The sequence below is a fragment of the Streptomyces sp. NPDC046308 genome (assembly GCF_055588065.1).
Genome location: NZ_JBVJFB010000001.1, coordinates 1,358,182 through 1,384,230 on the forward strand (window position 1 = coordinate 1,358,182; position 26,049 = coordinate 1,384,230).

General features: G+C 74.7%; 23 protein-coding genes. 7 read left to right on the forward strand and 16 right to left on the reverse strand.

What is annotated here, in order from left to right; all coding sequences use genetic code 11:
• The first annotated feature begins 104 nt into the window (after positions 1-104).
• On the forward strand, positions 105-1,706 hold the full coding sequence (locus ACZ6JT_RS05970) for an RNA polymerase sigma factor (RefSeq protein ID WP_469207585.1): 1,602 nt from the start codon (positions 105-107) through the stop codon (positions 1,704-1,706).
• A 62-nt stretch (positions 1,707-1,768) separates the two neighbouring features.
• On the opposite strand, the gene ACZ6JT_RS05975 is transcribed toward ACZ6JT_RS05970, so the two are convergent.
• From ACZ6JT_RS05975 to ACZ6JT_RS05990, 4 genes are all read right to left on the reverse strand, one after another.
• Positions 1,769-2,218, reverse strand: coding sequence for an SRPBCC family protein (locus ACZ6JT_RS05975; RefSeq protein WP_469207587.1), 450 nt, complete (start codon positions 2,216-2,218; stop codon positions 1,769-1,771).
• A 41-nt stretch (positions 2,219-2,259) separates the two neighbouring features.
• A complete protein-coding gene (locus tag ACZ6JT_RS05980) occupies positions 2,260-3,654 on the reverse strand; it encodes an amino acid permease (RefSeq protein ID WP_469207589.1) in 1,395 nt (464 codons plus the stop codon).
• A gap of 75 nt (positions 3,655-3,729) precedes the next feature.
• Positions 3,730-5,901: a phage holin family protein gene (locus ACZ6JT_RS05985; RefSeq protein WP_469207591.1), complete on the reverse strand. Its 2,172-nt coding sequence runs from the start codon at positions 5,899-5,901 to the stop codon at positions 3,730-3,732.
• A 175-nt stretch (positions 5,902-6,076) separates the two neighbouring features.
• On the reverse strand, positions 6,077-6,481 hold the full coding sequence (locus tag ACZ6JT_RS05990; protein ID WP_469207593.1) for a hypothetical protein: 405 nt from the start codon (positions 6,479-6,481) through the stop codon (positions 6,077-6,079).
• A 318-nt stretch (positions 6,482-6,799) separates the two neighbouring features.
• Between ACZ6JT_RS05990 and ACZ6JT_RS05995 the strand changes: the two genes are divergently transcribed.
• The 3 genes from ACZ6JT_RS05995 to ACZ6JT_RS06005 all read left to right on the forward strand — a co-directional run bounded on the left by ACZ6JT_RS05995 (position 6,800) and on the right by ACZ6JT_RS06005 (position 8,780).
• On the forward strand, positions 6,800-7,588 hold the full coding sequence (locus tag ACZ6JT_RS05995; protein ID WP_469207595.1) for an MBL fold metallo-hydrolase: 789 nt from the start codon (positions 6,800-6,802) through the stop codon (positions 7,586-7,588).
• Entirely contained in the window at positions 7,585-8,247 is a 663-nt protein-coding gene (locus ACZ6JT_RS06000; RefSeq protein ID WP_469207597.1) for a DedA family protein, read from the forward strand. The genes ACZ6JT_RS05995 and ACZ6JT_RS06000 overlap by 4 nt, the downstream gene beginning before the upstream one ends.
• A gap of 74 nt (positions 8,248-8,321) precedes the next feature.
• Positions 8,322-8,780, forward strand: a complete 459-nt coding sequence (locus tag ACZ6JT_RS06005) for a MarR family winged helix-turn-helix transcriptional regulator (RefSeq protein ID WP_469207599.1) — start codon at positions 8,322-8,324, stop codon at positions 8,778-8,780.
• On the opposite strand, the gene ACZ6JT_RS06010 is transcribed toward ACZ6JT_RS06005, so the two are convergent.
• The 3 genes from ACZ6JT_RS06010 to ACZ6JT_RS06020 form a co-directional block, all read right to left on the reverse strand.
• Positions 8,777-9,943: an MBL fold metallo-hydrolase gene (locus ACZ6JT_RS06010; protein WP_469207601.1), complete on the reverse strand. Its 1,167-nt coding sequence runs from the start codon at positions 9,941-9,943 to the stop codon at positions 8,777-8,779. The two genes, ACZ6JT_RS06005 and ACZ6JT_RS06010, sit on opposite strands and share 4 nt — an antisense overlap.
• 76 nt (positions 9,944-10,019) lie before the next feature.
• Positions 10,020-11,246: an aminotransferase class I/II-fold pyridoxal phosphate-dependent enzyme gene (locus tag ACZ6JT_RS06015; protein WP_469207603.1), complete on the reverse strand. Its 1,227-nt coding sequence runs from the start codon at positions 11,244-11,246 to the stop codon at positions 10,020-10,022.
• 162 nt (positions 11,247-11,408) lie between these two features.
• A complete protein-coding gene (locus ACZ6JT_RS06020) occupies positions 11,409-11,981 on the reverse strand; it encodes a TIGR03086 family metal-binding protein (RefSeq protein WP_469207605.1) in 573 nt (190 codons plus the stop codon).
• 199 nt (positions 11,982-12,180) lie between these two features.
• On the opposite strand from ACZ6JT_RS06020, the gene ACZ6JT_RS06025 reads away from it, so the two are divergent.
• A complete protein-coding gene (locus ACZ6JT_RS06025; RefSeq protein WP_469207607.1) occupies positions 12,181-12,999 on the forward strand; it encodes a methyltransferase domain-containing protein in 819 nt (272 codons plus the stop codon).
• A 57-nt stretch (positions 13,000-13,056) separates the two neighbouring features.
• Here the strand turns inward: ACZ6JT_RS06025 and ACZ6JT_RS06030 are convergent, their stop codons facing one another.
• The 8 genes from ACZ6JT_RS06030 to ACZ6JT_RS06065 all read right to left on the reverse strand — a co-directional run bounded on the left by ACZ6JT_RS06030 (position 13,057) and on the right by ACZ6JT_RS06065 (position 22,426).
• On the reverse strand, positions 13,057-15,024 hold the full coding sequence (locus ACZ6JT_RS06030; RefSeq protein ID WP_469207609.1) for a DUF5107 domain-containing protein: 1,968 nt from the start codon (positions 15,022-15,024) through the stop codon (positions 13,057-13,059).
• An 88-nt stretch (positions 15,025-15,112) separates the two neighbouring features.
• On the reverse strand, positions 15,113-16,012 hold the full coding sequence (locus tag ACZ6JT_RS06035) for an arginase family protein (protein WP_469207611.1): 900 nt from the start codon (positions 16,010-16,012) through the stop codon (positions 15,113-15,115).
• Between the two features lie 4 nt (positions 16,013-16,016).
• Entirely contained in the window at positions 16,017-16,595 is a 579-nt protein-coding gene (locus tag ACZ6JT_RS06040; protein ID WP_469207613.1) for a GNAT family N-acetyltransferase, read from the reverse strand.
• 105 nt (positions 16,596-16,700) lie between these two features.
• Entirely contained in the window at positions 16,701-18,719 is a 2,019-nt protein-coding gene (locus tag ACZ6JT_RS06045) for a prolyl oligopeptidase family serine peptidase (protein WP_469207615.1), read from the reverse strand.
• A gap of 13 nt (positions 18,720-18,732) precedes the next feature.
• Positions 18,733-20,094 (reverse strand): M20/M25/M40 family metallo-hydrolase, encoded by a 1,362-nt coding sequence (locus ACZ6JT_RS06050; RefSeq protein WP_469207617.1) that lies wholly within the window; start codon positions 20,092-20,094, stop codon positions 18,733-18,735.
• A gap of 1 nt (position 20,095) precedes the next feature.
• Positions 20,096-20,929, reverse strand: coding sequence for a M55 family metallopeptidase (locus ACZ6JT_RS06055; RefSeq protein WP_469207619.1), 834 nt, complete (start codon positions 20,927-20,929; stop codon positions 20,096-20,098).
• A gap of 147 nt (positions 20,930-21,076) precedes the next feature.
• Complete coding sequence (locus ACZ6JT_RS06060) at positions 21,077-21,520, reverse strand: SRPBCC family protein (RefSeq protein ID WP_030715419.1); 444 nt, start codon at positions 21,518-21,520, stop codon at positions 21,077-21,079.
• A 75-nt stretch (positions 21,521-21,595) separates the two neighbouring features.
• Positions 21,596-22,426, reverse strand: coding sequence for a hypothetical protein (locus tag ACZ6JT_RS06065; RefSeq protein ID WP_469207621.1), 831 nt, complete (start codon positions 22,424-22,426; stop codon positions 21,596-21,598).
• Between the two features lie 110 nt (positions 22,427-22,536).
• Here ACZ6JT_RS06065 and ACZ6JT_RS06070 point away from each other — a divergent pair, with 110 nt between their 5' ends.
• Together ACZ6JT_RS06070 and ACZ6JT_RS06075 are read left to right on the forward strand one after the other, a co-directional pair.
• Positions 22,537-23,568 (forward strand): Rv2578c family radical SAM protein, encoded by a 1,032-nt coding sequence (locus ACZ6JT_RS06070; protein WP_469207623.1) that lies wholly within the window; start codon positions 22,537-22,539, stop codon positions 23,566-23,568.
• Between the two features lie 112 nt (positions 23,569-23,680).
• The gene (locus tag ACZ6JT_RS06075) at positions 23,681-25,237 is read left to right on the forward strand and encodes an alpha/beta hydrolase (RefSeq protein WP_469207625.1); all 1,557 of its coding nucleotides are present in this window, start codon (positions 23,681-23,683) and stop codon (positions 25,235-25,237) included.
• Here the strand turns inward: ACZ6JT_RS06075 and ACZ6JT_RS06080 are convergent, their stop codons facing one another.
• The gene (locus ACZ6JT_RS06080; protein WP_469207626.1) at positions 25,238-25,789 is read right to left on the reverse strand and encodes an adenylosuccinate lyase; all 552 of its coding nucleotides are present in this window, start codon (positions 25,787-25,789) and stop codon (positions 25,238-25,240) included. It abuts the gene before it with no gap.
• Between the last annotated feature and the right edge of the window lie 260 nt (positions 25,790-26,049).

A 26,049-nucleotide genomic window follows, 5' to 3' on the forward strand; every position in this document is an offset into this window, starting at 1 on the left:
TGTCCTCGCGCGGCCCGGAATACAGACCCCCCTCGGGTCTGTTTCCCGAGTTCGCGCGATGATGTCCCGCTTACCCCTTATCTGTTCGCAACGAGAGGCTCCTTGTGTCGCTCAGCCCGTCCCGTACGTTCCCTCCGGAGATCGCCGAATCCGAGGCCCTGGTCGCGCTCGTCGAGCGCGGCCGCGAGCAGGGTCACATCAACGGTGACGACGTGCGCCAGGCCTTCGAGGCCGGCCGCATCCCGGTGGACCAGTGGAAGCGGGTCCTGCGCAGCCTGAACCAGGTCCTGGACGAGGAGGGTGTCGCCCTCCATGTCAGCGCGGCGCCCGCCACCAAGGCTGCCGCGAAGAAGCCCCGCAAGGCCGCCGCCGCCCCGGCCCGTACCGTGGCCAAGAAGGCCGCCGCCGCGCCGCGCCCCATCGGCGCGCGCAAGACCTCGGCCGCCGCCACGGCCACGGCCACGGCCACGGCCTCGGCCTCGGCGATATCCGCATCGCCGGCCGCCGCCGCCCCCGAGGAGGCGTCGGCCGAGGCCGCCGCCGAGCCGAAGAAGCGCACGGTCAAGAAGACCGCCGTCAAGAAGACCGCCGTGAAGAAGACCGCCGCGGCGAAGAAGACCAGCGCCAAGGACGCCGACGAGGGCGAGACCCCCGTCGTGGAGGGCGAGGACTGGGCCGCCGAGGACCTGGCCGACGAGGCCGAGGAAGAGGCCCCCAAGGCCGGCGGCACCCAGGGCTTCGTCCTGTCCGACGACGACGAGGACGACGCCCCGGCGCAGACGGTCATGGTGGCCGGCGCCACCGCCGACCCGGTCAAGGACTACCTCAAGCTGATCGGCAAGGTGCCGCTCCTCAACGCCGAGCAGGAGGTGGAGCTCGCCAAGCGCATCGAGGCGGGTCTCTTCTCCGAGTACAAGCTCGAAGAGGAGGAGGACCACAAGCCCGCCTTCAAGCGCGAGCTGGAGATCCTCGTCGAGGACGGCCGCCGGGCGAAGAACCACCTGCTGGAGGCCAACCTCCGCCTCGTGGTCTCCCTCGCCAAGCGCTACACCGGCCGCGGCATGCTCTTCCTGGACCTGATCCAGGAGGGCAACGTCGGTCTGATCCGCGCCGTGGAGAAGTTCGACTACACCAAGGGCTTCAAGTTCTCCACGTACGCGACCTGGTGGATCCGGCAGGCGATCACGCGTGCCATGGCCGACCAGTCGCGCACGATCCGCATCCCCGTCCACATGGTCGAGATCATCAACAAGCTCGCCCGCGTGCAGCGCCAGATGCTCCAGGACCTCGGCCGTGAGCCCACTCCGGAGGAGCTGGGCAAGGAACTCGACATGACCCCCGAGAAGGTCATCGAGGTCCAGAAGTACGGCCGCGAGCCGATCTCCCTGCACACCCCGCTGGGTGAGGAGGGCGACAGCGAGTTCGGTGACCTCATCGAGGACTCCGAGGCGGTCGTACCCGCGGACGCGGTGTCCTTCACCTTCCTCCAGGAGCAGCTCCAGTCGATCCTGGGCACGCTCTCGGAGCGCGAGGCGGGCGTCGTCTCGATGCGTTACGGCCTCAACGACGGCCAGCCGAAGACCCTGGACGAGATCGGCCGCGTGTACGGGGTCACCCGTGAGCGCATCCGCCAGATCGAGTCCAAGACCATGTCGAAGCTGCGCCACCCGTCGCGTTCCCAGGTGCTGCGCGACTACCTCGACTAAACGGCAGGGTGGCGGCCTCCCCGGCGGTGCACGGCACGCCGGGGAGGCCGCCATCTGTCGGGTCAGCGCGCGGAGTGCTCCAGCATGTGCTTGAGCTTCTCCTCGCCGCGGGGCATCTCCTTGCGGACCGCGGGCTTGACCACGAGGGGAACGAGGGCCCGGCCCATGCCGTGGCCCTCGAAATCGACGGACAGGGTGACGCGCGAGCGGGTCCCGCCGTCGAGGGGTTCGATCCTGCCCCGAACGTCCGGCCGGACCGGCCCGGCGACGCCGTGGAGGTGCCAGCTCCGCGGCGGGTCCATGGCCGTGTACTCCATGGTCGTGGGGATCCTCCGCCTGCCGATGCGCCGGGTGACGAGGATCCGGGAACCGACGTGGACCGGGAGGTCCCCCAGGGGAACGGCGGACAGGGCGCTGTCCTGCCACTCCGGCAGGTGCGTGGGGTCCGTGACGTACGCGTAGACGTCCTCGGGCGTACGGTCGATCTCGATGCTCTTGCTGATCGCGGACATGGCGACCCCTGGAGCCCCCCTGGGCGGCTTCTCCCTCCAAACTACCCCGCGGGCGAAACGGCGGCGCGCTGCTTGCGAGCGGCCATCACGGCGTACACGAGGACGCCCGCGAAGAGGAACAGCACGCCCTGGTAGACGGCGGCGTAGCCGGAACCGGCGACCAGCCACATCGAGAAGGCGAACGCCAGGCAGGCGAGGACGGCGTCGCGGACCAGGCGGCCGGGCCGGACCCGCTCCGGGCGGCCCGAGGCCAGGAAGTGGATCTGCGCGGCGGTGGAGAGCAGGTACGGGACCGTCGCGGTGAAGGTCGTGACGAGGACCAGGACCTCGAAGACGCGCTGGGAGCCGGCCGTGTAGTTGTAGACGGTCAGCGCCGAGGCGAGGGCGACCGTGACGAGGACGCCGGCCACGGGGACGCCGCGCTTCTTCGTCTCGAAGACCTTCGGGAAGAGTCCGTCCTTCGCGGCGGCGTACGGGGTCTGCGCGCTGAGCAGGGTCCAGCCGTTGAGCGCGCCGGCCATCGAGATCACGGCGGCGCCGGCGACGAGCGTGCCGCCCCAGGTGCCACCGAACATGACGTTGACGGCGTCGCTGAAGGGGGCCTCGGAGGAGACCAGCTTCTCGTGGGCGACCAGGCCGAAGACGGCGAGGGTGCCGAGCAGGTAGACGGTGGCGGCGCCCAGGGTGCCGAGGATCGTGGCCCGGCCGACGTTGCGCTCCGGGTCGCGGACCTCGCCCGCGCTGACGGCGGCGGACTCGACGCCCAGGTAGCTGAAGAGCAGGATCGCGGCGGAGGCCGAGACCGCCCCGACCGCGCTCTGGCCGGTGGCCTGGAAGGGGCCGAGGTTGGCGGGGTCGAAGAAGAACAGCCCGCCCACGGCGACGAGCAGCAGCGGGGCGAACTTCAGCACGGTGGAGACCAGTTGGACGGCGCCGACGTACCGGGTGCCGGCCAGGTTGGCGAGCGCCGGGAGCCACTGCACGCACAGGGCGGCCAGGCACATGGACCACTTGTGCGCGCCGACGGCGGGGAAGAGGACGCCGAGGTAGCCGACGGCCGCCACCGCGAGCGCCGCGTTGGAGACCCAGGTGGTGATCCAGTAGCTCCAGGCGGCGAGGAAGCCGGCGAAGTCGCCGAAGGCGGCGCGTGCGTAGACGTACGGTCCGCCGGTCTGGGGGTGCCGGTTCGCGAGCCGGCCGAAGACGAGGGCGAGGGCGATCGCACCGAGGGTGAGCACGGCGAAGGCGACAAGGCTGATGGTGCCGAAGGGGGCCACCGAGGCGGGGAGGAGGAAGATCCCGCCGCCGATGATGTTGCCCATGACCAGGCAGGTGGCGACGGGGAGGCCGAAGCGGCGCTCACCCTGCGGGCGGGGCCCGGCGGTCCCGGGAGCGGAACCCGGGGCCGGGGCCGGGGGGGTTATGGTGCTGGTCATCGGTGGTGCGCCTCTGGGTGTCTCACATGCTGGGCAGTTCGACACATGCTCGGCCACCGCACGGGCCGTACCAAATCAGCGCGTTTCGTCCTGCGCGGGCACCCTGGCGGAAGGAAGGATTCCGCCGCCGGCCCCCTCCGGCCGGGGATCTTGCACCGGCTCCGGCCGCAGGCCGAGCGGGACCTGCGGGCCGTCCGCCTCCCGCAGCCAGCGGCGCAGTACGCCGTGCACCGCCTCCGCGCCCACCGGTTCCGCCGTCGGTTCCGCTCCGGGGTCCGGGTCCGCTGCCGGGTCCGACAGCACCGTGGGCCACATCAGGAACGGGTGCCCCTGCTCCCCGCCCAGGCCGCCGTGCGAACCGATCTGCTCCTCGAAGGCGTGCACCGCGCCCGTGTCCGGGTCGTACGCCGAGTTCACCATGATGTCGGCCACGTGCGGGAAGGCGTCGGTCCGCCGGACGGCCTGCGCCGCGCCGGGGCCGAAAGGGGACAGCAGCTCCTCCGCCTCGCCGGGCACGTCGAGCCGGGCCGCCGCCCCGTCCGGGCCCAGCACCACCCCGTCCACCAGCAGGAAACCCACGCCCGGATGGTTGGCCAGGGTCGCCAGCAGGGCGGGGTGCGCGCGCTCGACCTGCTCGCGCGAGGCCCGGCCGGGGACGTCCGGGAAGGAGATCAGCGCGAGGTTGCCCGAGGCGAGCACCACCGGGTCGGACCCCGGCCCCGGGCGCGCCTCCTCCCCCTCCTCCACCGGCCGGTGCAGGGCTGCGAGGACGGCCGCCCGGGCCTCGGCGCCACTGCGGGTGCGGCCGGCCCGGCGGGAGACCGGCAGCCCGCAGCCCGCCCGGACGAGGTCCTTCAGGGTCAGTCCGTAGCGGCCCAGGAAGGTCTCGCCCGGGCTCTGGCCGTGGTCCGAGAGCAGCACGATCCGGTACTCCCGCGGGGCGTGCTCGGCGACCCGGGCGATCAGCGCGAGGCTGCGGTCCAGTCGCGCCAGCACCTGGTCGGTGTCCCGGCCGCGCGGGCCCGAGTGGTGTGCGACCTCGTCGTAGGCGACCAGGTCGGCGTAGACCGCGGCGCGGCCGGCGAGCATGTCGCCGATCACCGCCGCGACCACCACGTCCCGTTCGACCACGGTCGCGAAGGCCCGGATCAGCGGGTACAGCCCACCGCGCGACACCCGGGGCCGGTCCCCGCGGATCCGCGCCCGCAGCGACTGGCCGATCTCCCGGACCACCTCGGCGACGAAGGACACGGCCGTGCGGACGGCGTTGGCCGGATCGGAGAAGTACGCGAAGTAGCCCGCGCGGGACCGGTTCGCCCGGCCCCGCCGGGCCGAGACCGAGAGCACCAGCGCCAGTTGGTCGGCGCCCCCGCTGAACAGGTTGCCCCGGCTGGCCCCGTCGAGCGTGAGCAGCCCGCCGTCCCCGGTGCGCGCGACCGCCCGCCGCTGCAGCTCGGCGGCGCTGGTGGGCCGGTTGCACACCATCACCTCGCCGGTGTCCTTCTCGTACCAGCGGAAGGCGGGCACGTCGAAGTTGGAGCCGTGCAGGATGCCGAGCTGGCTGGCGCCGGTCTGGCTCGACCAGTCCGTGCGCCAGGGCGTGACCCGGTGGCTGCGGTCCAGCCAGCCGGCGACGGTGGGCATCAGTCCGCTGCCGCACGCGCCGCGCAGCACCTCGTACCCCACCCCGTCGAGCTGGAGGAAGACCAGGCCGGGCGCGGCCTCGCCGGCCCCCGGCGCGCCCGCGCCGCTCCCCCGGCTACCGCTGGGAGGTACCCCCAGCCTGCGGCGGCGCCGGTCGGCGAGCCGGTAGAGGCGGCGCCGGTACGCCCCGTCGTCGCGCACCGCGAGTGCGGTGGAGGTCGCGGACGCCACCGCGGACATCACGGCGGCCACCACCACCGCCGTCTCGGGGGCCGCCTCCCCCCGCCAGGCGGGGATCAGGCTGAGCGCCATGAGCAGGAGCGAACCGTTCAGGAAGAAGACGAGCAGCCCGAGGACGAGGGCGGGCACCAGCAACAGGGCCCGGACGAGCACGGGCCAGACCACCGCGCTCAGCAGACCGAAGGCGCCCGCGCCCCACGCCGCGGTCAGCCCGATCTGCGTGATGCTGTCACCGTCGTCGGACTGGAGCCGGAAGTCCGGCAGGATCCCGGCCAGGGCGAGCATGGTGAGGGTGGACGCCGCCCAGACGAGGGTCACCCGCAGCAGGGCGCTGCCCGCGGTCCGCCACCGTCCCCGCCACACGCCGCCACCTCCCGCGAGCCCCGTCCCGCCTTCCAGGCTCGCACAGCCGGGCCCGCCCGGCCGGGCGGAACGGAGGGCGCACCGGAGTGCGCAGGGGGCCGGTCAACGGAGGGGACGGCGCGCGGGGACCGCGTACGGCGTGACGGTGCGCGGCCGGACCGCGTGCGGCGGGGTGTCAGGTGCCGTCGTAGCCGGCGGTCGGCATGGAGAGCCTGCGGTGCACCTCGGCCTTCATCGCGGCGGTGTACTGCGGCTCGGCCTCCCCGGCGGTCTCCAGCCGTACGCCGCGCCGCTCGCACTCGGCGGTGAACTCCTCGACCGAGCGCAGCGCGCGGGCCAGCACCCGGCGGTTGGCGGCGACGAAGAGGTCGACCTGTCCGGCGTCGACGTCGGACCAGAGCCCGCAGTGGTCGGCGCGCAGCCCGTAGACGAGCAGCTGCCTCGTGACGACGTAGCCCCGGTCGGCGGCCCAGCGCGCGCACATGGCGTGCTGGCCGCGGGTGTCCACGGCGAAGGGGTCGGCGTCCAGATCCTCGAGCGGGGCCAGGCTGGTGATCGCGGCCACGCGCAACTCTTCCATGCCGCCGGACCCTACTCCGATCCGCCGCCGCAGAGGAGGGGCCCGGCACTTCCGGTTCCGGGCGGATCCTCGGGGCAGCATCTAGTGCTGTGGCCGGGAAGGTTTGCCGGGTTGCGGCGTCCGGTGCGGTGCATCGCAAGGCGGAGGGCCTCGGCTCGTACTGGACGTACTCGCGAGGGCCGACAACGCGGCGAGGTGCCGTGCCTGGGGGCACCTCCCAGCGGTAGCTGGGGGAGCGTCGCAACCCGGTGAACCTTTCCGGTCACAGCACTAGGCTCGTGGACGAGGGCGGGGCGGGGCCGAGGGAGGGAGGGCCGAGTGCCGGTGGAGATCACCTGGTGGGGCCATGCCACGTGCACCGTCGAGGACTCCGGGGTGCGGCTGCTGACGGACCCGTTGTTCGCCCGGCGGCTCGCGCACCTGCGGCGGCGCCGCGGGGCGGTGCCCCCGCCCGAGGCCGCGGTGGCGGACGTGGTGCTCGTGTCGCACCTGCACGCCGATCATCTGCACCTGCCGTCGCTGGAGCGGCTCGCGCCCGGCACCCGGCTGGTGGTGCCGCGCGGGGCGCGCCGGGCGGTGCCGGGGCTGGCGCGGGCCGCGGGGCTGCGCGGACTGCGGGTGACCGAGGTGGAGGCGGGCGAGGAGATCACCGTACGGGAGGGCGTGCGGGACGGCGTACGGGTCCGGGCGGTCAGCGCGCGGCACGACGGGCGGCGGCTGCCGTTCGGGCCGCACCTCGCGCCCGCGCTCGGGTACGTGGTCCAGGGCTCGGCGCGGACCTACTTCGCCGGGGACACCGGGCTGTTCGACGCGATGGCCGAGGAGGTCGGGCCGGTGGACGTGGCCCTGCTGCCGGTGGGCGGCTGGGGCCCGTACCTGGGCCCGGGGCACCTGGACGCGGGGCGGGCGGCGCAGGCACTGGCCCGGCTCGCGCCCGCGGCGGCGGTACCGGTGCACTACGGGACGTACTGGCCCGTCGGAATGGACGCGGTGCGGCCGCACGAATTCCACGCGCCCGGCGGGGAGTTCGAGCGCCGGGCCCGGCAGCTGGCCCCGAAGGTGGCCGTACGGGTCCCCGGGCACGGTGAGCGGGTGCGGCTGCCGTGACGTGGCGCGAACTCGCGGCTGCGGCCGGCCAGGTGCCGCCGGAGACCACCCAGCAGGCGGTCGGCTACCCGGCGTTGTTCCTGCTGGTGGCTCTGGGCGCACTGGTGCCGGTGATCCCGACGGGCGCGCTGGTGAGTTCGGCGGCGGTGGTGGCGTTCCACCACCAGTCGCTCCCGTTCGGCGTGTTGCTGGTCGTCGCGGTGTCTGCCCTGGCCGCGTTCACCGGGGACATGGCGCTGTACTGGCTCGGGCGGCGCGGGGTCCGCTCGCGCAACGGCTCGCGGTGGCTGGCGGAACTGCGCGGCCGGGCCACCCCCGAACGGCTGGAACAGGCGCGGACCGGGCTGGACGAGCACGGGGTCATGGTGCTGGTGCTCTCCCGGCTGGTCCCGGCGGGCCGGATCCCGGTGATGCTGGCCTGCCTGCTGGCGCAGATGCCGCCCCGCCGGTTCGCCCGCGGCGACGCCCCCGCGTGCCTGGCCTGGGCCGTGACGTACGGCCTGATCGGCATCCTGGGCGGCTCGCTGTTCTCCGAGCCCTGGAAGGGCGTGGCGCTGGCGGTGGGCCTGACCCTGCTGATCAGCGCGGGCCCGGCGCTCTGGCGGCGGCTGCGCGGCCGGGGCCCGGGCCGGAGCCGGAGCCGGCGAGCGGAGGACTAGACCTCAACCGCCCTTCGGGTCCTAGGGTCTTGTCCGTCGGGGCAACGAACAGCAGCGAACGGAGCGGATCCACCATGGAGTACTCGCACAGCGACGCGGAACTGGTCCGGCAGCCCATCGGCTACTGGAGCTGGGCCGCCTACGACGCGGTCGTCACCCGCACCCGGGGCGCGCTCGCCGGGATCGGCACCACCCAGCCGCAGTGGTGGGTCCTGGCCCAGGTGGCCCTGGCCGAGGAGGTGAGGACCCGCGCGGAGGTGACCGAGGTCCTGCGCGGCTACCTCGCCGTGGGCGAGGAGGCCCTGGGCGAGGAGATCGACACGACCATCGCCCGCGGCTGGATCACCCAGGACGCCGGGGAACGCCTCGGGATCACCCCCGAGGGTCGGAAGTTCTACGAGGAGGCGGCCGCCCTCCAGGAGCGGTTGTGGGACGAGCGGCACGCGGGCATCTCGGACGAGGAGTACCTGACCACCCTCAAGGTGCTGCAGCGCTTCATCCACAACACCGGCGGGCGGGCCCGACACCACTAGGAGGCGGCCGCGCCTCGCTCGGGGCCGGGCTCGGGGTCGGGGTCCGGGTCGGGCTCGGGCTCGGGCAGCGTGCGGGAGGCGCCGATCGGGAGGTCCCAGAGGTGCTCGCGGGGCAGCCCGGCACGGGACCATGCGGCCCGGGTGCGGTGCAGGGGTTCCAGGACCGGTTCCGCGGAGAGCACGAAGGTGGCCCAGTGCATGGGGGCCATCCGGAGCGCCCCGAGGTCCAGGCAGGCCCGGACCGCCTCCTCCGGGTCGGCGTGGACGTCGCCGAGCCACCAGCGCGGGGCGTAGGCGCCGACCGGCAGGAGGGCGAGGTCGATGCCGGGGTGGCGGCGGCCGATCTCGCCGAACCAGTGGCCGTAGCCGGTGTCGCCCGCGAAGTAGACCTTCCGCGGGGTCGGGCTCCGGGTGTCGGTGAGGACCCAGCCGCCCCACAGGGACCGGCAGGTGTCGGTCAGGGACCGCTTCGACCAGTGGTGTGCGGGGACGAACTCGAAGCGTACGCCGTCCAGTTCGGCCGACTCCCACCAGTCGAGATCGGTGACCCGGGTGAAACCGCGGCGGCGGAACCAGCCGGCGAGGCCGGCCGGGACGAACAGCGCCGTGTGCCGGGGCAGCCGCTTGAGCGTGGGGGCGTCGAGGTGGTCGTAGTGGTTGTGGCTGATCACCACCGCGTCCACCGGCGGCAGGTCCTCCCAGCGCACGCCGACGGGAGTCACCCGGGCCGGGGTGCCGAGGATCCGCCGGGACCAGACGGGGTCGGTCAGTACGGTCAGCCCGCCGGTCCGCAGCACCCAGCTGGCGTGTCCGGCCCAGGTGACGGAGACCGTCCCGGGGGGCGCGGCGGGCAGCGGGCCCGGCTCGTACGGCAGGTCGGGGATGCCGCGCAGCCCTTCGGGACCGGGCCGGAAGGCGCCCTCGCGGGCGAGCCGGGCGAAGGCACGGACGCCGGGGAGCGGGGTGGTCAGCCGGTCCGCGAAGGAGCGGGGCCAGCGGCGGTGTTCGCCGAGCGGACGCGGCTGCGGGTGCTGTTGCGGATGCGGGTGCGCAGTCGGGTGCGCAGGCGGCTTTGGCGGTGCCGGTGCCGGTGTCCGCGTCGGCCGGGGCCCGGGCGCCGCGGGCACGGGGGCGGCGGGGGCGGCGTCCGTCCGGTCCCTCATCGAGCAGTCTCCGTTCAGCGGGTCGGGGCAGGCGGGTCGGGGCAGGCTGGTCGGTTCATCGGCGCGTGTCGGGAGGTCAGGCCAGCCCGGCCAGGACCGATCCGAGCAGGTCAAGGGAGCTCCGTACGTGCGGGAGTGCGAGGGGATCGCGAGCGGTGAGCGCGGCCAGCCGCTCCTCCGGAGTGGCGCCCAGCAGGGGCCCGGTGGACAGCCTGACCCGCAGCGCGCCCAGTTCGTCCGCGAAGCGCTGCCCGCCGGGCGTCGGCGCGCCGAGCCGGCCGCCGAGCCAGTCCTCCAGTTCCATGGCGTCGCCGACCCCCTGCCGGGCGAGTCCGGCGCGCAGCGGGGTGAGGTCGGCGTAGAGGTGCCGGCCGGCCTGCGGGGGCCGGGCCAGCGCCCCGGCCGCGAGGAGCTCCCGGTGCGCGGCGGCGGCCACCACACCGTGCAGTGCGGCGGCCGCGTAGGCGCGTCCGGCGACTGCGTCGGGTTCGTCGAGGGCGTGGGCGGCGGCGCCCGCCACGGGCCCGGCGACCATCGCTCCGGTGGCGGTGAGGACGTCGAGGGTGCGGGCGCGCAGCCAGGTCCCGCGGGCGGTGCCGGGGAAGCGGATGACGGCGGCGGGCCAGCCGGCCGGCAGCAGCGCGCCGGACAGGTCGACGAGGACGGCCGCCTGCTCGGGGAGCATCTCGGCGGGGCTCAGGACCAGGGTGTCGTGGGGCCGGTGGACGGTGTCGCGCCAGCTCTCGTCGCTGACGACGAACAACCCGGCGGCCTCGGCGGCCTCGCACGACTCCCGCAGCATCTCGGGCGGCGGGACGGTCGCGGTCGGGTCGTCGGCGACCGACAGCAGCAGCACCCGCGGGTCGCCGCCCTCGGCACGCACCCGCCGTACGGTCTCCAGGAGCGCGTAGGGGTCCGGTACGCCGCCGCACTCGGCCGGGGTCGGCACGTGGTAGGCCCGCCGTCCCAGCAGCCGGACCTGCGGGGTCCACCAGGCGGGACAGGGCCGGGGCAGCATCACATCGCCCCCGTACGCCCCGAGCAGGGCGAGGAGCAGAGCGGGCGCGCCGGGTCCGGCGGCGACGTTCTCCGGGGAGGTGGTGAGACCGCGGCGGCCCCAGTACCGGCAGGCGGCATCGCGCATGGCTTCCCCGCCGCCCGGGGGCTCGGGGGCGGCGCGTCCGGCGGCCGCGGCGAGGACGGAGAGCAGTTCGGGGAGCACGGGCAGGCCCGGCTGGGGGGCGGGCGGGCCGTACCGGACCGGGCCGCGGCCCTCCGTCGCCGTGCGCTGCGTCCCCGCCACCGTGTGCCGCCTTCCGCGCTCGTCCGGCCACGCCCCGGTGGCCCCGGCCTCGACCCGACCTGACTCGGCCTGATCCTGAGCCCTGATCCTGACCTTTATACGATTATTTCTGGCCGTATGCCCGTTACCTGGACGTAGGGAGCCGGCCGCGGGCGCCGGGCCTCAGCCCTTCCGCCCCACCAGGGCGAGCAGCCTGGTCTGCGCGTTCGCACCGGCCGGCACCTCCAGCGGCGCCGCGAACATCCCGCTCGCCGCGAGCGCGTCGGCGTACGGCATGACCTCCTTGATGGAGAACTCGACCAGGCCGTCCGGCAGCCTGTCGTCGGCGCCGATGCCCCGCGCGAGGTCCCAGGCGTGCACGACGCAGTCGGCGGTCAGCTCCGAGCAGTACGCCGAACCGAGCGCGGGCCCGTACGAGAGGCGCACGGTCCGGTCCAGGGCGCCCGACGCGGCGAAGGCGGCGTGCGCGGCGGCCGAGGCCTCTTCCCAGGCGGCCACCGGGTCCTCGCCCAGCACGTCGCCGGAGAACGCGTCGCCGAGCTCCCCGACCGTGCGGCCCTCGGTGACCAGCGGCGGGACCCAGAGCTGCTCGCCCGTGACGTGGTTGACCAGCTCCCGCACGTTCCACTCCGTGCACGGGGTCGGCGCGTCCCACTGGTCGTCCCTCACGGCGCGCACCCGCTCACCGAAGAGCCGCAGCGCCCGGGCGTGCTGTTCGAGCAGCGTCTCCGGCATGGCCCTCACCGTCCTCTGCCATGACAACGCCCCCTGGGGCCACTCTCCTCGCACCCGCATCGCCCTGCCACCGACCGGCCGCGGATGCGACCGATCGCCTTGCCACGCAGGGCTGGTGTCCACATGTCAAAACGCCCATCTCAGATGACGAACTGATCGTCTACGGTGGTCGCAACGCTTTCGACGAGGAGGGCCGGCCATGTCCGCCGCCAAGGAAACCGCCGTCTACACGCACGGCCACCACGAGTCGGTCCTGCGCTCGCACCGCTGGCGCACCGCCGAGAACTCCGCCGCGTACCTGATCGCCGAGCTGCGCCCGGGGATGTCCGTCCTGGACGTCGGCTGCGGCCCGGGCACGATCACCGCGGACCTGGCCGAGCTGGTCGCGCCGGGCGGGCGGGTCACCGCCGTCGACGCGGCGCGGGAGGTCGTCGAGCAGGCCCGGGCGCACGCGGCGGAGCGCGGGGTGGACGGGATCGAGTTCGGCACGGCGGACGTCCACGCGCTGGACTTCCCGGACGACTCCTTCGACGTGGTCCACGCCCACCAGGTGCTCCAGCACGTGGGCGACCCGGTGCAGGCGCTGCGCGAGATGCGGCGGGTGTGCCGGCCCGGCGGGATCGTGGCCGCGCGCGACGCCGACTACGCGGCGATGACCTGGTACCCGGCGACGCCGGGCCTGGACGCATGGCTGGACCTGTACCGGCGCGTCGCCCGCGCCAACGGGGGCGAGCCGGACGCCGGGCGCCGGCTGCGGGCGTGGGCCCGGGAGGCCGGCTTCACCGACGTGACCGCGTCGGCGACGGCCTGGTGCTTCGCCACCCCGGAGGAGGCCGCGTGGTGGTCGTCGCTGTGGGCGGACCGTACGACGGCCTCCGCGTACGCGGCCAGGGCCACCGGCGGGGGGCACGCGTCCGGCTCCGACCTGGCCGCCGCCGCGGAGGCCTGGCGCGCGTGGGGTGCGGAGCCCGACGCCTGGTTCTCGGTCCTGAACGGCGAGATCCTCTGCCGCGCCTGACCCACGGGCCCGCCCTCCCGGGGGCTCCGCCCCGGCGGCGGTGGGGCGGCCGGGTGCCTACCGAGGGGGCCGCATGCGGAAGTCGTAGCGGGCTGGGAGCGGGCGGTCGGTGAGGGAGGACCACGCCTCGGACAGGGTCTCCTCGCCCTCGCGGAGGTCCGGGATCTCGAAGCCGTCCTCGAAGACCCGGCGCGCCGCGGCGACGTGCCCCTCCGCCGCCAGCAGCCGCGCGGCGAGAAGCCGGAAGCGGCCCTGTTCCCGCAGGGCGGGCCGGAGCCGGTCCCAGACGCGGCGGGCTTCCGGGAGGCGGCCGGCGGCCAGCAGGGCCGCCATCGCCTCCTGGCCCAGCGCGGCCTCCGCCGCGGCCCACGTCTCGCCGCCGCGGCTCTCCCCCGCCAGGTCCTCGAAGGCCGCCTCGTACCCGTCGGCGGCCCGCGCCGGATCCCCGGCCAGCGCGTCAGCCACCGCCAGGCACCTCAGCAGCGGCCAGCGCGACGGCGCCAGCGCCAGCCCGCGCTCCCAGCTCCGTACGGCCTGCGCCACGTCCCCGGCATGCCACTGGGCCACGCCGAGGTGGTACTCGGTCAGCGGGTCCGCCGGGGCCGTCTCCAGCATGTCCCGCCAGTGTGCGGCGACCAGGCTCGGGCCCGGCGGAACCACCCGCCGCGGGGTGGGGAGGACGCCCGTGCGCCACAGCTCCACCCAGGGGGCCTGCTCCTCGCCGAGGGTGGACTCGCCGAAGGGGGTGCCCGGCAGTTCGAAGCCCCCGCACATCACCTCCAGCGCGCCCCAGCCGGAGCCCGCCGCGAGCCGTTCGCCCGGTTCGGTGTCGGCGCACTCGCGCCAGGCCTTGTACGCCGCATCCACCCGCTCCGCCGGCAGTGCCCGCGCCAGCGCGTGCTCGGCCGCGCCGCGGGCCGCAGCCCAGTCGGCCCCGTGCACCGCGGCGGGTTCCGCGGCCAGCGGCCCGTACGCCTCCAGCCAGCTGAACTCCCCGCCGCCCTCCAGCCGTACGTGCTCCAGCTGGGTGCGGGCCAGCCCGGCCTGGATCTCCGCGTAGCCGCTCGTGCCCGGCTCGGTCAGCCACTCCTGCCAGCGCCGGCCGCCGCCGCCCGCGCCCCACACGAACAGCTTGCGCCCGCGCAGCCGCCCGGTGGAGGTCTGCGCGAGCCCCCGCCCGGCCGCGTCCAGGGAGGCGATCCAGGGTCTGGCGCCGGGTTCGACCTCGTAGAAGAAGTCGGCCGGGTACTCGCTGCGCAGCGGGTACGTGCGGTCCGCGCCCTCCCACTGCGGTACGGGGATGCGGCGCAGCACGCGCTCGTACCCGAAGTGCCAGGCCTCGTCGGCGGGGGCGAGCACCCGGGTGTCCGCGTCCTCGGGTACGGCGATGTTGGACCACCAGTACACGGGCGCCGGCCGTTCGTGCGGGTTGCGCACGCGGACGCCGACGTAGAGGAACTCCGAGTCGGCGGGCAGCCACAGGTCCACCTGGAAGGGCAGGTCGCGCAGCCGCTCCCACTCCCACAGCCGGACCATCACGCCCCCGTCCGGGGCGGGGACGAGCGCGGCGTGCAGGGGGGCGCAGGCGAGGGTGGTGTGGCCGGTCGCGCCGATGTTCCACTCGATGCCGCCGGAGTACCAGGCGCCGTTCAGCGCGAAGTTCGCGGGCTGGAACACCGGGTTGCGGTAGAGCAGTTCGCGGCCCGTCGGCAGGTGCAGGAGCGAGTGGACGCGCCCGCCCAGCTCCGGGAGCACGGTGACCCGCAGGTGGTCGTTCTCGATGACGATCGTCTCGAACTCCCGCTCGGGCCGCTCCCGTCGGTACCCGTCCCGGATCCGGACGGGCAGCAGGGAGCGCAGCGGCTCGTACCCGATCTGCCGTGCCATCTCGCGCGGCAGCCCGTCGCGCGAGCGGTCGTCCAGCGTGTGCACGCCGTCGGGCGCGCGCAGGGCGGGCAGCGGGTTCTCGGCGCCCAGCGGGGCTGCGGGAAGGGTCAGTACGGCGCGGCGGACGGTGGTGGCCATGGGGAAATGGAACACGCCACGGCGGCCGGTGCACAGGGGTTCCGCGGATCACCACCGGTCAGGATTACGCAAAGCCCGTCGCGTGGTCCTACCGGAAGGCGCCCGCGACCAGATCGGCCAGCAGCGCGCCGGCCCGCCCGTCCGGGTCCAGATCGGGGTCGTAGACGGTGACGTTGATGCCGACGCAGCGCGGTGAGCGTGCCAGTACGCCGAGCAGCTCGGCGAGTTCGTCGGGAACCAGCCCGCTCGGGTCCGGGCTGTCCACGGCCGGCATGACGGCCGGGTCCAGCACGTCGGCGTCCAGGTGCACCCAGAATCCGGCGGTCTCCGGCGGGTGCAGCCCCTCCAGTGCCGCCCGCGCCACCGGTCCGGCCCCGCGCTCGCGGATCTCCCCGACGGTGGCCGCGGAGATCCCGGCCGCGCGCAGTTCCGCGAGGTCGGGGTCGCCGTCCCGCAGGCCGAAGAGCCGTACGTCCTCGTCGCGCAGGTAGGGGGCCCGCCCTTCCAGGTCGGCGAGATCGGCCTGGCCGCGGCCGGTGGAGAGGGCGAGCTCCTCGCCGCCGGCCGCGCCGACGGGCCCGTTCACGGCCTCGTTGCCGGGGTGGCGGAAGTCCGCGGAGCCGTCGATCGCGGCCAGTCCGTACCGTCCGATCCGGCGCATGGCGAGGGCCGCGCCCAGCTGGATCGAGCAGTCGCCGCCGAGGACGACGGGGAACTCCCCGGCCCGCAGGTGGCGTTCGATCCGGTCGGCGAGCGTGACGGTGTAGGCGGCGAGGGCCTCGGCGTGGAACACGCCGTCGCCCTCCCGCCAGTCGCCGCGGTCGTAGCGCGGCGGGACGACCACCCCGCCCTCGCGCGCGCCGAGCCGGGCGAGGAGGCCCTGTTCGCGCAGGGCCCCGGCGAGCTTGTAGACGCCGGGTACGGCGCCGGGCGCGGGCGGGCGCAGGCCGAGGTTGGACGGGGCGTCGAGGAGCACCAGGGTTCGCATGCCCTCATCCTGTGCGATGAGGGCCCTCGCGGACCTGCATTTCGGCGGTGATCGCCCAGCGCTCGTGGTCGCGCCAGGCTCCGTCGACGTACAGGAAGTCGGGGGAGAGCCCTTCGAGGCGGAAGCCCGCTCCCCGCACGAGGGCGAGGGAGGCGGTGTTGCCGGGCTGGACGTTGGCCTCCAGGCGGTGCAGCCCGAGGCCGCCGCCGGCTTCGGGGGCGAAGGCGTGGGCGAGGACCAGCCCGAGGGCTTCGCGGAACAGGCCCCGGCCGGCGGCGTGCGCGAAGGCCCCGTAGCCGAGGGCTCCGCACTGGAAGGCCCCGCGCACGATGTTGTTGACGTTGACGAAGCCGGCGATGGCTCCGGTCTCCCGCTCGCAGACCAGGAACCCGGCGCGGCCCTCGCCTTCGGTCAGCCGGGCCGCGTACGGCTCGTACTCCTCGATGGTGGCGGGCGGCGCCAGCCACGGGCGGTGGAGGTCGCGGCTCTCGTGCACGCGTGCGGTGAACTCGGGGCCGTCGACGAGCCGGAAGGGGCGCAGGCCCACGCGCTCGCCCTCCCGGAGGTAGCTCGGAAAGGTCATCGCCCCAGGCTAGAGCCGTGACACCCACACCGGCGTGATCAAGGACGCCACGAGCCCGGACCCCTCCCCGGCACGACGCTGCGCCGGGCCGCGCGGCAACACCCCCTAGCTCTCCAGCGGCAGGCGGGGGACGTCGGTGCGGTCGATGCCGAAGACCTGTGCGTACAGGGACAGTTCGGCCTCCAGGGCCCGGATCATGGTGTCCGCCCGGCGGAAGCCGTGGCCTTCGCCCGCGAACGCCACGTACGCGTGCGGCACCGGCCGGCCCCGCAGGGCCGCCAGGAAGCGCTCCGCCTGGGCCGGCGGGCAGACCGCGTCGTCCAGGCCCTGGAGCAGGACGAACGGCGCCGTGATCCGGTCGGCGCGGGCCACCGGGGAGCGCTCGCGGCACAGCACGGGCAGGGTCTGCGGCGGCCCGGCCAGGCTCTCGACGTAGCGGGACTCGAGGTCGTGGGTCTCCTCCGCGAAGCCCAGCAGGTCCAGCACCGGGTAGATGATCGCGGCGCAGGCGTACAGGTCGGTGGCGGCCAGCGAGGCGGCCGCCGTCCAGCCGCCGGCGCTGGCGCCGCGGATGGCGAGCCGGGCGGGGTCGGCGGTGCCCTCGGCGGCCAGCGCCCGGGCCACCGCCGCGCAGTCCTCCACGTCGACCACGCCCCACTGTCCGCGCAGCCGCTCCCGGTAGGCGCGGCCGTAACCGGTGGACCCGCCGTAGTTGACCTCGGCCACGCCGATGCCGCGCGAGGTGAAGTACGCGATGTGCAGGTCGAGTACGGGCGGCACGTGGTCGGTGGGGCCGCCGTGCGCCCACACCACGTACGGGGGCAGTTCGTCGGCGGGGGCCCGGCAGGCCGGGTGGTGCGGCGGGTAGACGTGGGCGTGGATCTGACGGTTGTCCGAGCCGAGGAAGGTGCGGCTCTGCGGCTCGGGGTAGTAGGCCGGGTCCACCGGGTCCGCGCCCTGCGCGCCGATCACCCGGGCGTGCCCGGTGGCGGTGTCCAGCTCGACCACCTCGTACGCGCTGCGCGGGCTGGCGGCGACCCCGTAGACCCGGGTGCCGTGCACGGCGAGCGTCGGCTGCCAGGCCGTCCACGGCCCGGCCGCGTCGACCAGGTCGCCGCTCTCGGCGTCCAGGATGCCGAGTACCGGGGAGCCCTGGCCGTGCAGGACGGCGAGGAGCCCCGTGCCGGCGCCCGCGGCCCGGGTGGCGCCGTCGGGCAGCGCTGCGATCCAGCGCAGTCCGGGCTTCCACAGCGGGCCCCCGAACTCCTCTTCCCTGGGGCACAGGTTGACGGCTCCACCGGTCTGCGGGTCCACCCGGTACGGGTTCCACCAGCCGCCCCGGTCGCTGACGGCGAGGAGGGTTCCGCCGGCGGTCCAGTCCACCTGGGCCACGGACTCCTCGGGGCCGCCGAGCACGGTCCGGACATCGGTCAGCGTGGCGTCCGCGGTGATCTCGGCCAGCTTCAGCTCGGTGCCGTCCCACGGCATCCGGGGGTGGTCCCACACCAGCCAGGCCGCGTGCCGGCCGTCCGGGGAGAGCCGGGGCCCGGTGGTGAACCGGTGCCTGTCGTCGGTCAACTCCCGCACCGCGGAGCGGTCTTCCGCCGCCGATCCGTCGAGCGGTACGGCGGCCAGCACCCGGCGCACGTCGGTCGGGGCGGGCCCGGTGAACTCCTCCAGCACGCACCACGCCTCGCCGCCGCGCAGCACCGGATCGGCCCAGCGCAGTCCGCCGCCGGTCCCGGACAGGGGGGTGAGGGGGCGCGGGGCCGGGGCGCCGGGCGCGTCCGGCTCGTACGCGTACAGCCGCTGGTCGGTGAAGTGCACGAAGACCAACAGCGGTCCGCCGGAGGGCCGTTCGGCTCCGGCCCAGGGCCGGCCGCCGTACTCGGTGACCCGGCTGCGCACGTTCCACGGCGCGGGCAGCTCGGTCAACTCGGCCTGCGCGTCGGCGAGTCCGCGGCGGACGAGGGTGCGGCGGCCGGCCTCCCGCGGCCGGGGCTCGGTCCACCACACCTCGGGGCCGACCGTGCCGACGTACTCGGGCCGCCCGTCGAGCGCGGCGGCGAGCGCGGCGTCGATGGGCGAGGGCCAGCTTCCGTAGGGCCGGGTCGGCGCGGCCATCACCGGGGCCCGCTCACAGGGACCGCAGCGCGTGGTCGAGTACGCGGACACCGAAGTGCAGGGCTTCGACGGGGACCCGCTCGTCCACACCGTGGAAGAGGGCCCAGTAGTCGAAGCCGGGCGGCAGCTTCAGCGGGGAGAAGCCGTAGCCGGTGATGCCGAGGCGGGAGAACTGCTTGGCGTCGGTGCCGCCCGCCATGCAGAAGGGCACCACGTGCCCGTCCGGGTCGAACCGCTCGACGGACTCGCGCAGGATCGCGTACGTCCGCCCGTCCACCGGGGCCTGGAGCGGCACCTCCCGGTGGTGGAACTCCCAGTGCACGTCGGGGCCGGTCAGCTCGTTCAGGGTGGCGGTGAACTCCTCCTCGCCGCCCGGCAGCATCCGCCCGTCGACGTAGGCGGTGGCGTGCTCGGGGATCACGTTGAGCTTGTAACCGGCGCTCAGCATCGTCGGGTTGGCGCTGTTGCGCACAGTCGCCTCGACCAGGGCGGCGGCCGGGCCGAGCTTGCCGAGGACCGTGTCGAGGTCGAATCCGGGCCGGCGCGGGTCGACCGACAGGTCCTGGAGGGCGGCGAGTTCGGTGATGCAGGCGGCGACGGTGGCGGTGAGCCGGACCGGCCACTCGTACGCGCCGATCCGCGCCACGGCGGCGGCGAGCCGGCTGACCGCGTTGGCCTTGTTGGGCTTCGAGCCGTGGCCGGCGGTGCCGCGCGCGGTCAGCTTCAGCCAGGCCGTGCCCCGTTCGCCGGCGGCGATGGGGTAGAGGGCCGGCCGGCCGGCGCCGGTGTGCACGGTGAAGGCGCCGGACTCGCCGATGCCCTCCGTGCAGCCCTCGAAGAGGTGCGGGTGGTGGTCCGCGAGGAAGCCCGACCCGTCGACGGCGCTGTCCTCCTCGTCGGCGGTGTAGGCGATCACGATGTCCCGTCGCGGCTTGGCTCCGGCCCGCGCCCAGGCCCGTACGACGGCCAGCACCATCGCGTCCGTGTTCTTCATGTCGACGGCGCCGCGGCCCCACACCACGCCGTCGCGGATCTCGCCGGAGAAGGGGTCCACGCTCCAGTCGGCGGCCTCGGCGGGGACGACGTCGAGGTGGCCGTGGACGAGGAGGGCCTCCGCGCCGGGATCGGTGCCCTCGATCCGGGCGACGACGTTGGTGCGGCCCGGGGTGCGTTCCAGCAGGACCGGCTCCAGGCCGGCCGCCGCGAGCCGCTCGGCGACGTATTCGGCGGCGGGACGCTCGCGGCAGTCGCCGCCGCCCCGGTTGGTGGTGTCGATGCGGATGAGGTCCGAGGTGAAGGCGACGGCCTCGTCGAGGGCCACGTCGTCAACGGCGTCGACGGCCTCCGCGAGCGCCCCGTCATTGATTGCGTGCATGTCAGCCATACTGCTCCTCCACGGCCGCCGAGACGACCGTCGTGACCGCCTTGAAGGCGCGGATCCCCTCGTACATCGTCTCGCTGGTGTACGCGACCCTGCGTTCCCCGCACTGCTCGACGCCCGGGACCACCGTCGCGGTCATGGCCAGGTGCTCGGCGTCGAACTCCAGCTCCACGGTGAACGGGCCGCCGCGGACCGGCTCGTACCGTACGGCGAGGGCGGCTGCCTCCTTGGCGGCGGCCCGGATGTCGGCGGCGGTGCGGGCGGGGGTCCGGCAGACGGCGGCGTAGCGCGAGACGTGGTCCTTGACCGCGACGGTCACCGCGTCGGGGGCGTAGCCGGCCGCGTCGACGCAGGTCAGGTCGTCGCCGGTGACGAGGACGACGGGGACGCCGTACTCGGCGACGACGTGCGCGTTGAGCAGCCCCTCGCTGGCGCGGACCTGGTTGACCCAGACCCCGGTGATGGAGTTGGCCAGGTAGGTGTGGGCGAGGACGCCCTCGGTGCCGGCGCCGGTGTGGTAGCCGACGAAGGCGATGCCGTCGACGTCGCCGTGCTGGACGCCCTCGACCATGGAGAGGGTCTTGTGGCGGCCGGTGAGCATTTCCGCGCGGGCGTCGAGCCGTTCCAGCAGCAGGTTGCGCATGGTCCAGTGCGCCTCGTTGATGACGACCTGGTCGGCGCCGCCGTCGTGGAAGCCGAGCACGGCGGCGTTCACGTCGGAGGTGAACAGGGACCGGCAGCGTTCCCACTGGGGGGTGCCGGGCAGCACGTCGGCGGGCCAGGTGACGCCGGTGGCGCCTTCCATGTCGGCGGAGATGAGGATCTTCATCGGGCCCCCGTGCGGTCGGATGCGCAGGGCCCCACCCTAACCGCAGCGCCCTTCCCCGGCCCGGGGCCACGCCCGGCCCCGGCGGGTCCGTTCAGTTCACCCGATCCGGTGAGGCCGGGTACCCGGCCCCACCGGCAACGGCCGGGCTCAGGCCTCGACTTCGGCGGCGAGGTTGGCCAGCAGGGTGTCGTAGATGCGGGCGAGGCCCTTGGGCGCGAAGGTGCGCTCGAAGAAGCCGCCGATGCCGCCTGCGCCGTTCCACACGGTGGTGACGACGGCCTTGGACTTGCCCTCGCCGGCCGGGGTGACCACCCAGGTGGTGACCATGGAGGAGTTGCGGTCCTTCTCCACGAGCTGCCCGTCGGTGGGCTCGGTGACCTCCAGCAGGCAGTCGCGCACGCGCTTGCTGGTGGCCTGGAGCTTCCAGTGCACGAGGGTGCCCTCGCCGTCGCCGCCCTCGCGCACCTCGTACTCGCTGAAGTGCTCGGGCAGCAGCTTCTGCCGGGTTCCGCTGTAGTCCGCCAGCGTGTCGAAGACCGTCTCCGCGTCGGCTCCGATGATGCGCTCCGTGGTGGCCTCGACCTGCGCCATGCCTGTTCCTCCAGCAGTTGTGTCCGCTCGTCACGGCGAAGCCAACCACCTCCGGGGCGGTGGCCCAAATCCGGGTCAGACGTGGCAGCGGACGTACACCAGGAGGGTGTCGTCCGGCAGCCCCGCGAGGTGGGCCGCGGTGCCCAGGGGACCGGGGGCGGCCGGCGGGGTGTGCGGGCAGATCGCGGGGTCGTCGCAGGCTCCGTGGACGGGCCGGCACCCCTCCTCCCACCACCAGCCGTCGAGGGTGAGGAGGTTGTACGGTCCGGTGGCCCGCTCGGCCTCGCGTGCGACGAACTCCTCCCGGGTGCGCTCGCCGACCCACCGGCGGGGGTCGGCGGGGTCCAGGAGGGCGAACCGGAACTCCTCGTCCGCGGGGTCGAGCGGCAGCCCGGCCGTCCACGCGCGGAACGCGGCGGCGGGGGTCTGGGCGAGGTAGACGGCATGGGACGCCCGGTACCGCTCGGCGTACGCGTGCGGATCCACCCCTGGCGGTCGGACCGGTTCGAACTCCTTCCACGGCCGGCCGGGCGGGTGGGTGCGCAGCAGCTCGTGCCAGCCGTCCCAGACGACGCCGGCGAGCCGCGCGGCGCGCTCGCGCGGCTCGGACACGACGAGGAGCCCGCGCGGTCCGCCCGCGCACCGGCCGGGGCGGCTCGGTTCCCGGGTGCCGTCCCACAGCGGCTGGTCGTGGACGAGCCGGGCGTCCCCCTCGTACTGCGGCAGGACGCGGTGCCCCCATCCGGCGGCCCCTCCGGCGATCCGCCAGTGGTCCCAGATCCACAAGTCGTCCGAGTAGGGCCGGTCCCCCTCCATGCGGAAGGGCTCCATCGCCTCGGCGACCGCCTCCTCCAGCCGGTGCCGGGCCTCGCCCGGGAGACACACGGTCAGTCCGTATCGCGCCATGCCGCGCAGAGTGGCACACCGTCCGGCCGCTGACCAGCGCGTTTCCCACACCGCACGATCATGGGAACGTTTGTTCTATTCTCGGGACAGAGCTACCGAGGGAGGCGCTCATGCGCTGGGACAACCTGACCGAGGGCGCCACGGGGCCCGCCGCGCTCTTCGGGGCCGACGCCGTCGTGACCCGCACGATCGACACCCCCGAGTTCCGGGGGATCACCTTCCACGAGGTGCGGGCCCGGTCGATCGTCAACCGGGTCCCCGGCGCCTCGCGCATGCCGTTCGAATGGACCGTCAACCCCTACCGCGGCTGCAGTCACGCCTGCGTGTACTGCTTCGCCCGCAAGACGCACAGCTACCTCGACCTCGACACCGGAATCGGCTTCGACTCGCAGATCGTCGTCAAGACCAACGCCCCCGAGCTGCTGCGCCGCGAGCTCGGCTCGCCCCGCTGGAGCGGCGCGCACATCGCCATGGGCACCAACGTCGACTGCTACCAGCGCGCCGAGGGCCGCTACCGGCTGATGCCCGGCATCATCGAGGCCCTGCGCGACCACGCCAACCCCTTCTCCATCCTCACCAAGGGCACGCTGATCCTGCGCGACCTCCCGCTCCTCCAGGAGGCCGCCGAGCTCACCGAGGTCGGGATCTCCGTCTCCGTCGGCTTCACCGACACCCCGCTGTGGCGGACCGTCGAGCCCGGCACGCCCTCCCCCGCCGCGCGGCTGGGCGCCGTACGGACGCTCACGGACGCCGGCATCGAGTGCGGGGTGCTGATGGCCCCGGTGATCCCCTTCCTCGGGGACCACCCCGAGCAGCTGCGGGCGACCGTCCGCGCCATCGCCGAGTCCTGGGCGACCTCCGTGACACCCCTGGTACTCCATCTGCGCCCCGGCGCCCGCGAGTGGTTCACGGCCTGGCTCGGCGAGCACCACCCGCACCTCGTGGAGCGGTACGAGCGGATGTACGCGGGCGGCTCGTACGCCCCCACCTGGTACCAGCGCCGGATCACCCGCCAAGTCCACGAACTCGCGGCCGAATTCGGCATCGGGCCGTCCCGGCGCGGCGGGGCCCGCCGGCTCGTCACCCCCGAGCGCCCGGCCGAGGAGGCGCCCGCCGGGGCCACGCAGCTGACGCTGCTGTGACCTCGGACGGCCGCTGAAGGCTCATCACATCGGGCCAATAAGCAGCCAGATCCCGCCTTCCAGGCGCGGTTTCCGGGACGATTCCGCCCAGAACCCTCGGCTGGGAGGCCCCATGCTGCACCCCTTGAAGAAGCGCGCCGCTGTCCTGCTGTCGATCGCCACCGTCGCCGCCGCCCTCGCGAGCCCGGTCACCGCGGCCCCCGCGGCGGAGCGGGCCGCCGCGCTGCGGTGGACCGGCTGCGCGACCCCGCGCTATCCCACGTTGCAGTGCGCCTCCCTCAAGGTCCCCCTCGACCACGCCCGGCCCGCCGGGCGCCAGATCTCCCTCGCGCTGACCCGGGTCCCCCACACCGCCGCCACCTCCCAGGGGCCGCTGCTGGTCAACCCGGGCGGGCCGGGCGGCAGCGGCCGCAGTCTGGCCGGGTTCATCGCCTCCGCCCTGCCCAAGGACGTGGCCGCGCAGTACGACGTGATCGGCTTCGACCCGCGGGGCGTCGGCAAGAGCGAGCCCGCCCTCGACTGCGCGGCCGGCCACTTCGCCCCCGTCCGGCCGGACTCCGTACCGAACGACGAGGCGACCGAGCGGGCCAACCTTGACCGCGTGCGGGCCTTCGCCGAGTCCTGCCAGGCCAAGCACGCGGACGTGCTGCCCCACATCGGCACCGTCGCGGCGGCTCAGGACATCGAGGCGCTGCGCGCCGCCCTCGGCGCGGAGCGGATCAGCTACTTCGGCTACTCGTACGGCACCTACCTGGGCGCGGTGTACGCCAAGCTCCACCCGGGCCGGGTGCACCGGCTCGTCCTGGACTCCGTGGTCGACCCGGGCGGGGTCTGGTACGAGGACAACCTGGCCCAGGACCAGGCCTTCGACACCCGCCACAAGGCGTTCCTGGCCTGGGTGGCCGCGCACGACGCCACCTACGGGCTCGGCACCGACCCGGCGGCGGTCGAGGAGCGCTGGTACGAGATGCGCGGGGCGCTGCGGGAGACCCCGGCGGGCAGCAAGGTGGGCGCGGCCGAGCTGGAGGACACCTTCATGCCCGGCGGCTACTTCAACGGCTACTGGCCGAACCTGGCCGAGGCCTTCGCGGCGTACGCGCTGAAGCAGGACCCGAAGCCGCTGGTGGCGGCGTACGAGCGGTTCGGCGCGGTGGAGCCCTCCGCGGGCAACGGCTACAGCGTCTACACGGCGGTGCAGTGCCGGGACTCGGCCTGGCCGCGGGACTGGAACCAGTGGCGCGCGGACATGTGGCGCACGCACGCCAAGGCGCCGTTCATGACCTGGAACAACGCCTGGTACAACGCCCCGTGCGCCTTCTGGCCGACGGAGCCGCTGGAGGCCCCGGACGTGGCCAACGCCGATCTGCCGCCCGCCCTCCTCCTCCAGGCGACGGACGACGCGGCGACCCCGTTCACGGGCGCGCTCAGCATGCGGGACAAGCTGAAGGGCTCGGCCCTGGTCGTCGAGGAGGGCGGCGGCAACCACGGCATCGCGCTCAGCGGCAACAAGTGCCTCGACGACAAGGTGTCGGCGTACCTGAGGACGGGGCAGGCCGCGGACGCCACCTGCGCCGCCCAGGCGCCCCCGAAGCCGACCGCGGCGACGCGCGCGGTGCCGCCCTCGGCGGGCGGCGCGGCCCTGCACGGCCTGCTCGGCTTCCGGGGCTGATCAGGCGAGCGCGCGCAGGGCGGCCGTCGCCGCCACCGCGAGGCGGGGATGGGACTGGGCGCGGGTGAGGACTTCGCGTGCGCGGGGGTCGGCGAGGGCGCCGAGCCCCTCCACGCAGGCCAGGGCCACCCGCCAGTACGGGTCGTTCGGGGACAGCAGCCGCGACAGGGTGGTCACCAGGGCCGGTACGGACTCGGGGGCGCGCAGGGCGGTGAGCAGCCGGACGGGCTGCAGGGCGTAGGCCGTGCGCAGCCCGTTGGTGGCGAGGGCCGCGGCCGCCCGGGCGGTGCGCGGGTCGTCCAGGACGGCGAGCGCCTCGGCGGCGGCCGCGCAGCGGGGCGGGTCGCGGTGGTTGAGCAGCAGGACGAGGGACTCGAAGGCCCGCCGGTCGCCCGCGAGGCCGAGCCGGTACGCGGCCAGTTCGCGGGCCCACAGGGGCAGTCCGGCGGTGGTCAGGGAGGCCGCCAGGTCGTCGGGGCCGGCCACGAGCAGGACCTCGTACTCGGGGGACCGCCCCGCCTCCGCCCGCAGGCGCTCCAGCACGTCGTTCACGCGGCCACCCTAGGCCGGGACGGGGGTCGCCACGCCGCGTTCGGGGAGATCGGGGACGGCGGTTGATCGATGATCGATGATCGGTACATTTGGGCGGTACAGGTCACATCTCCGCGCTCTGGCGCACCAGTTACCGACGAGTTACTGTCCTTGTAACGCAATACGTACGAGGGCGGCCTGGTGACGCAGCCGCCTCGTGTCGGTCGGTTCGTTCTTCGCACGGCGTGACCCCGGGACAGGGTTCCGCCGGTTCCGCCCTC

Excerpts from the sequence above, each read along its gene's own strand:
- ACZ6JT_RS05975 (WP_469207587.1), bottom strand. The coding sequence starts at position 2,218 with ATGTCCGCGATCAGCAAGAGCATCGAGATCGACCGTACGCCCGAGGAC.
- ACZ6JT_RS05980 (WP_469207589.1), bottom strand. The coding sequence starts at position 3,654 with ATGACCAGCACCATAACCCCCCCGGCCCCGGCCCCGGGTTCCGCTCCC.
- ACZ6JT_RS05990 (WP_469207593.1), bottom strand. The coding sequence starts at position 6,481 with ATGGAAGAGTTGCGCGTGGCCGCGATCACCAGCCTGGCCCCGCTCGAG.
- ACZ6JT_RS06005 (WP_469207599.1), top strand. The coding sequence starts at position 8,322 with ATGGAGTACTCGCACAGCGACGCGGAACTGGTCCGGCAGCCCATCGGC.
- ACZ6JT_RS06010 (WP_469207601.1), bottom strand. The coding sequence starts at position 9,943 with ATGAGGGACCGGACGGACGCCGCCCCCGCCGCCCCCGTGCCCGCGGCG.
- ACZ6JT_RS06020 (WP_469207605.1), bottom strand. The coding sequence starts at position 11,981 with ATGCCGGAGACGCTGCTCGAACAGCACGCCCGGGCGCTGCGGCTCTTC.
- ACZ6JT_RS06025 (WP_469207607.1), top strand. The coding sequence starts at position 12,181 with ATGTCCGCCGCCAAGGAAACCGCCGTCTACACGCACGGCCACCACGAG.
- ACZ6JT_RS06030 (WP_469207609.1), bottom strand. The coding sequence starts at position 15,024 with ATGGCCACCACCGTCCGCCGCGCCGTACTGACCCTTCCCGCAGCCCCG.
- ACZ6JT_RS06035 (WP_469207611.1), bottom strand. The coding sequence starts at position 16,012 with ATGCGAACCCTGGTGCTCCTCGACGCCCCGTCCAACCTCGGCCTGCGC.
- ACZ6JT_RS06040 (WP_469207613.1), bottom strand. The coding sequence starts at position 16,595 with ATGACCTTTCCGAGCTACCTCCGGGAGGGCGAGCGCGTGGGCCTGCGC.
- ACZ6JT_RS06045 (WP_469207615.1), bottom strand. The coding sequence starts at position 18,719 with ATGGCCGCGCCGACCCGGCCCTACGGAAGCTGGCCCTCGCCCATCGAC.
- ACZ6JT_RS06050 (WP_469207617.1), bottom strand. The coding sequence starts at position 20,094 with ATGCACGCAATCAATGACGGGGCGCTCGCGGAGGCCGTCGACGCCGTT.
- ACZ6JT_RS06055 (WP_469207619.1), bottom strand. The coding sequence starts at position 20,929 with ATGAAGATCCTCATCTCCGCCGACATGGAAGGCGCCACCGGCGTCACC.
- ACZ6JT_RS06060 (WP_030715419.1), bottom strand. The coding sequence starts at position 21,520 with ATGGCGCAGGTCGAGGCCACCACGGAGCGCATCATCGGAGCCGACGCG.
- ACZ6JT_RS06065 (WP_469207621.1), bottom strand. The coding sequence starts at position 22,426 with ATGGCGCGATACGGACTGACCGTGTGTCTCCCGGGCGAGGCCCGGCAC.
- ACZ6JT_RS06070 (WP_469207623.1), top strand. The coding sequence starts at position 22,537 with ATGCGCTGGGACAACCTGACCGAGGGCGCCACGGGGCCCGCCGCGCTC.
- ACZ6JT_RS06075 (WP_469207625.1), top strand. The coding sequence starts at position 23,681 with ATGCTGCACCCCTTGAAGAAGCGCGCCGCTGTCCTGCTGTCGATCGCC.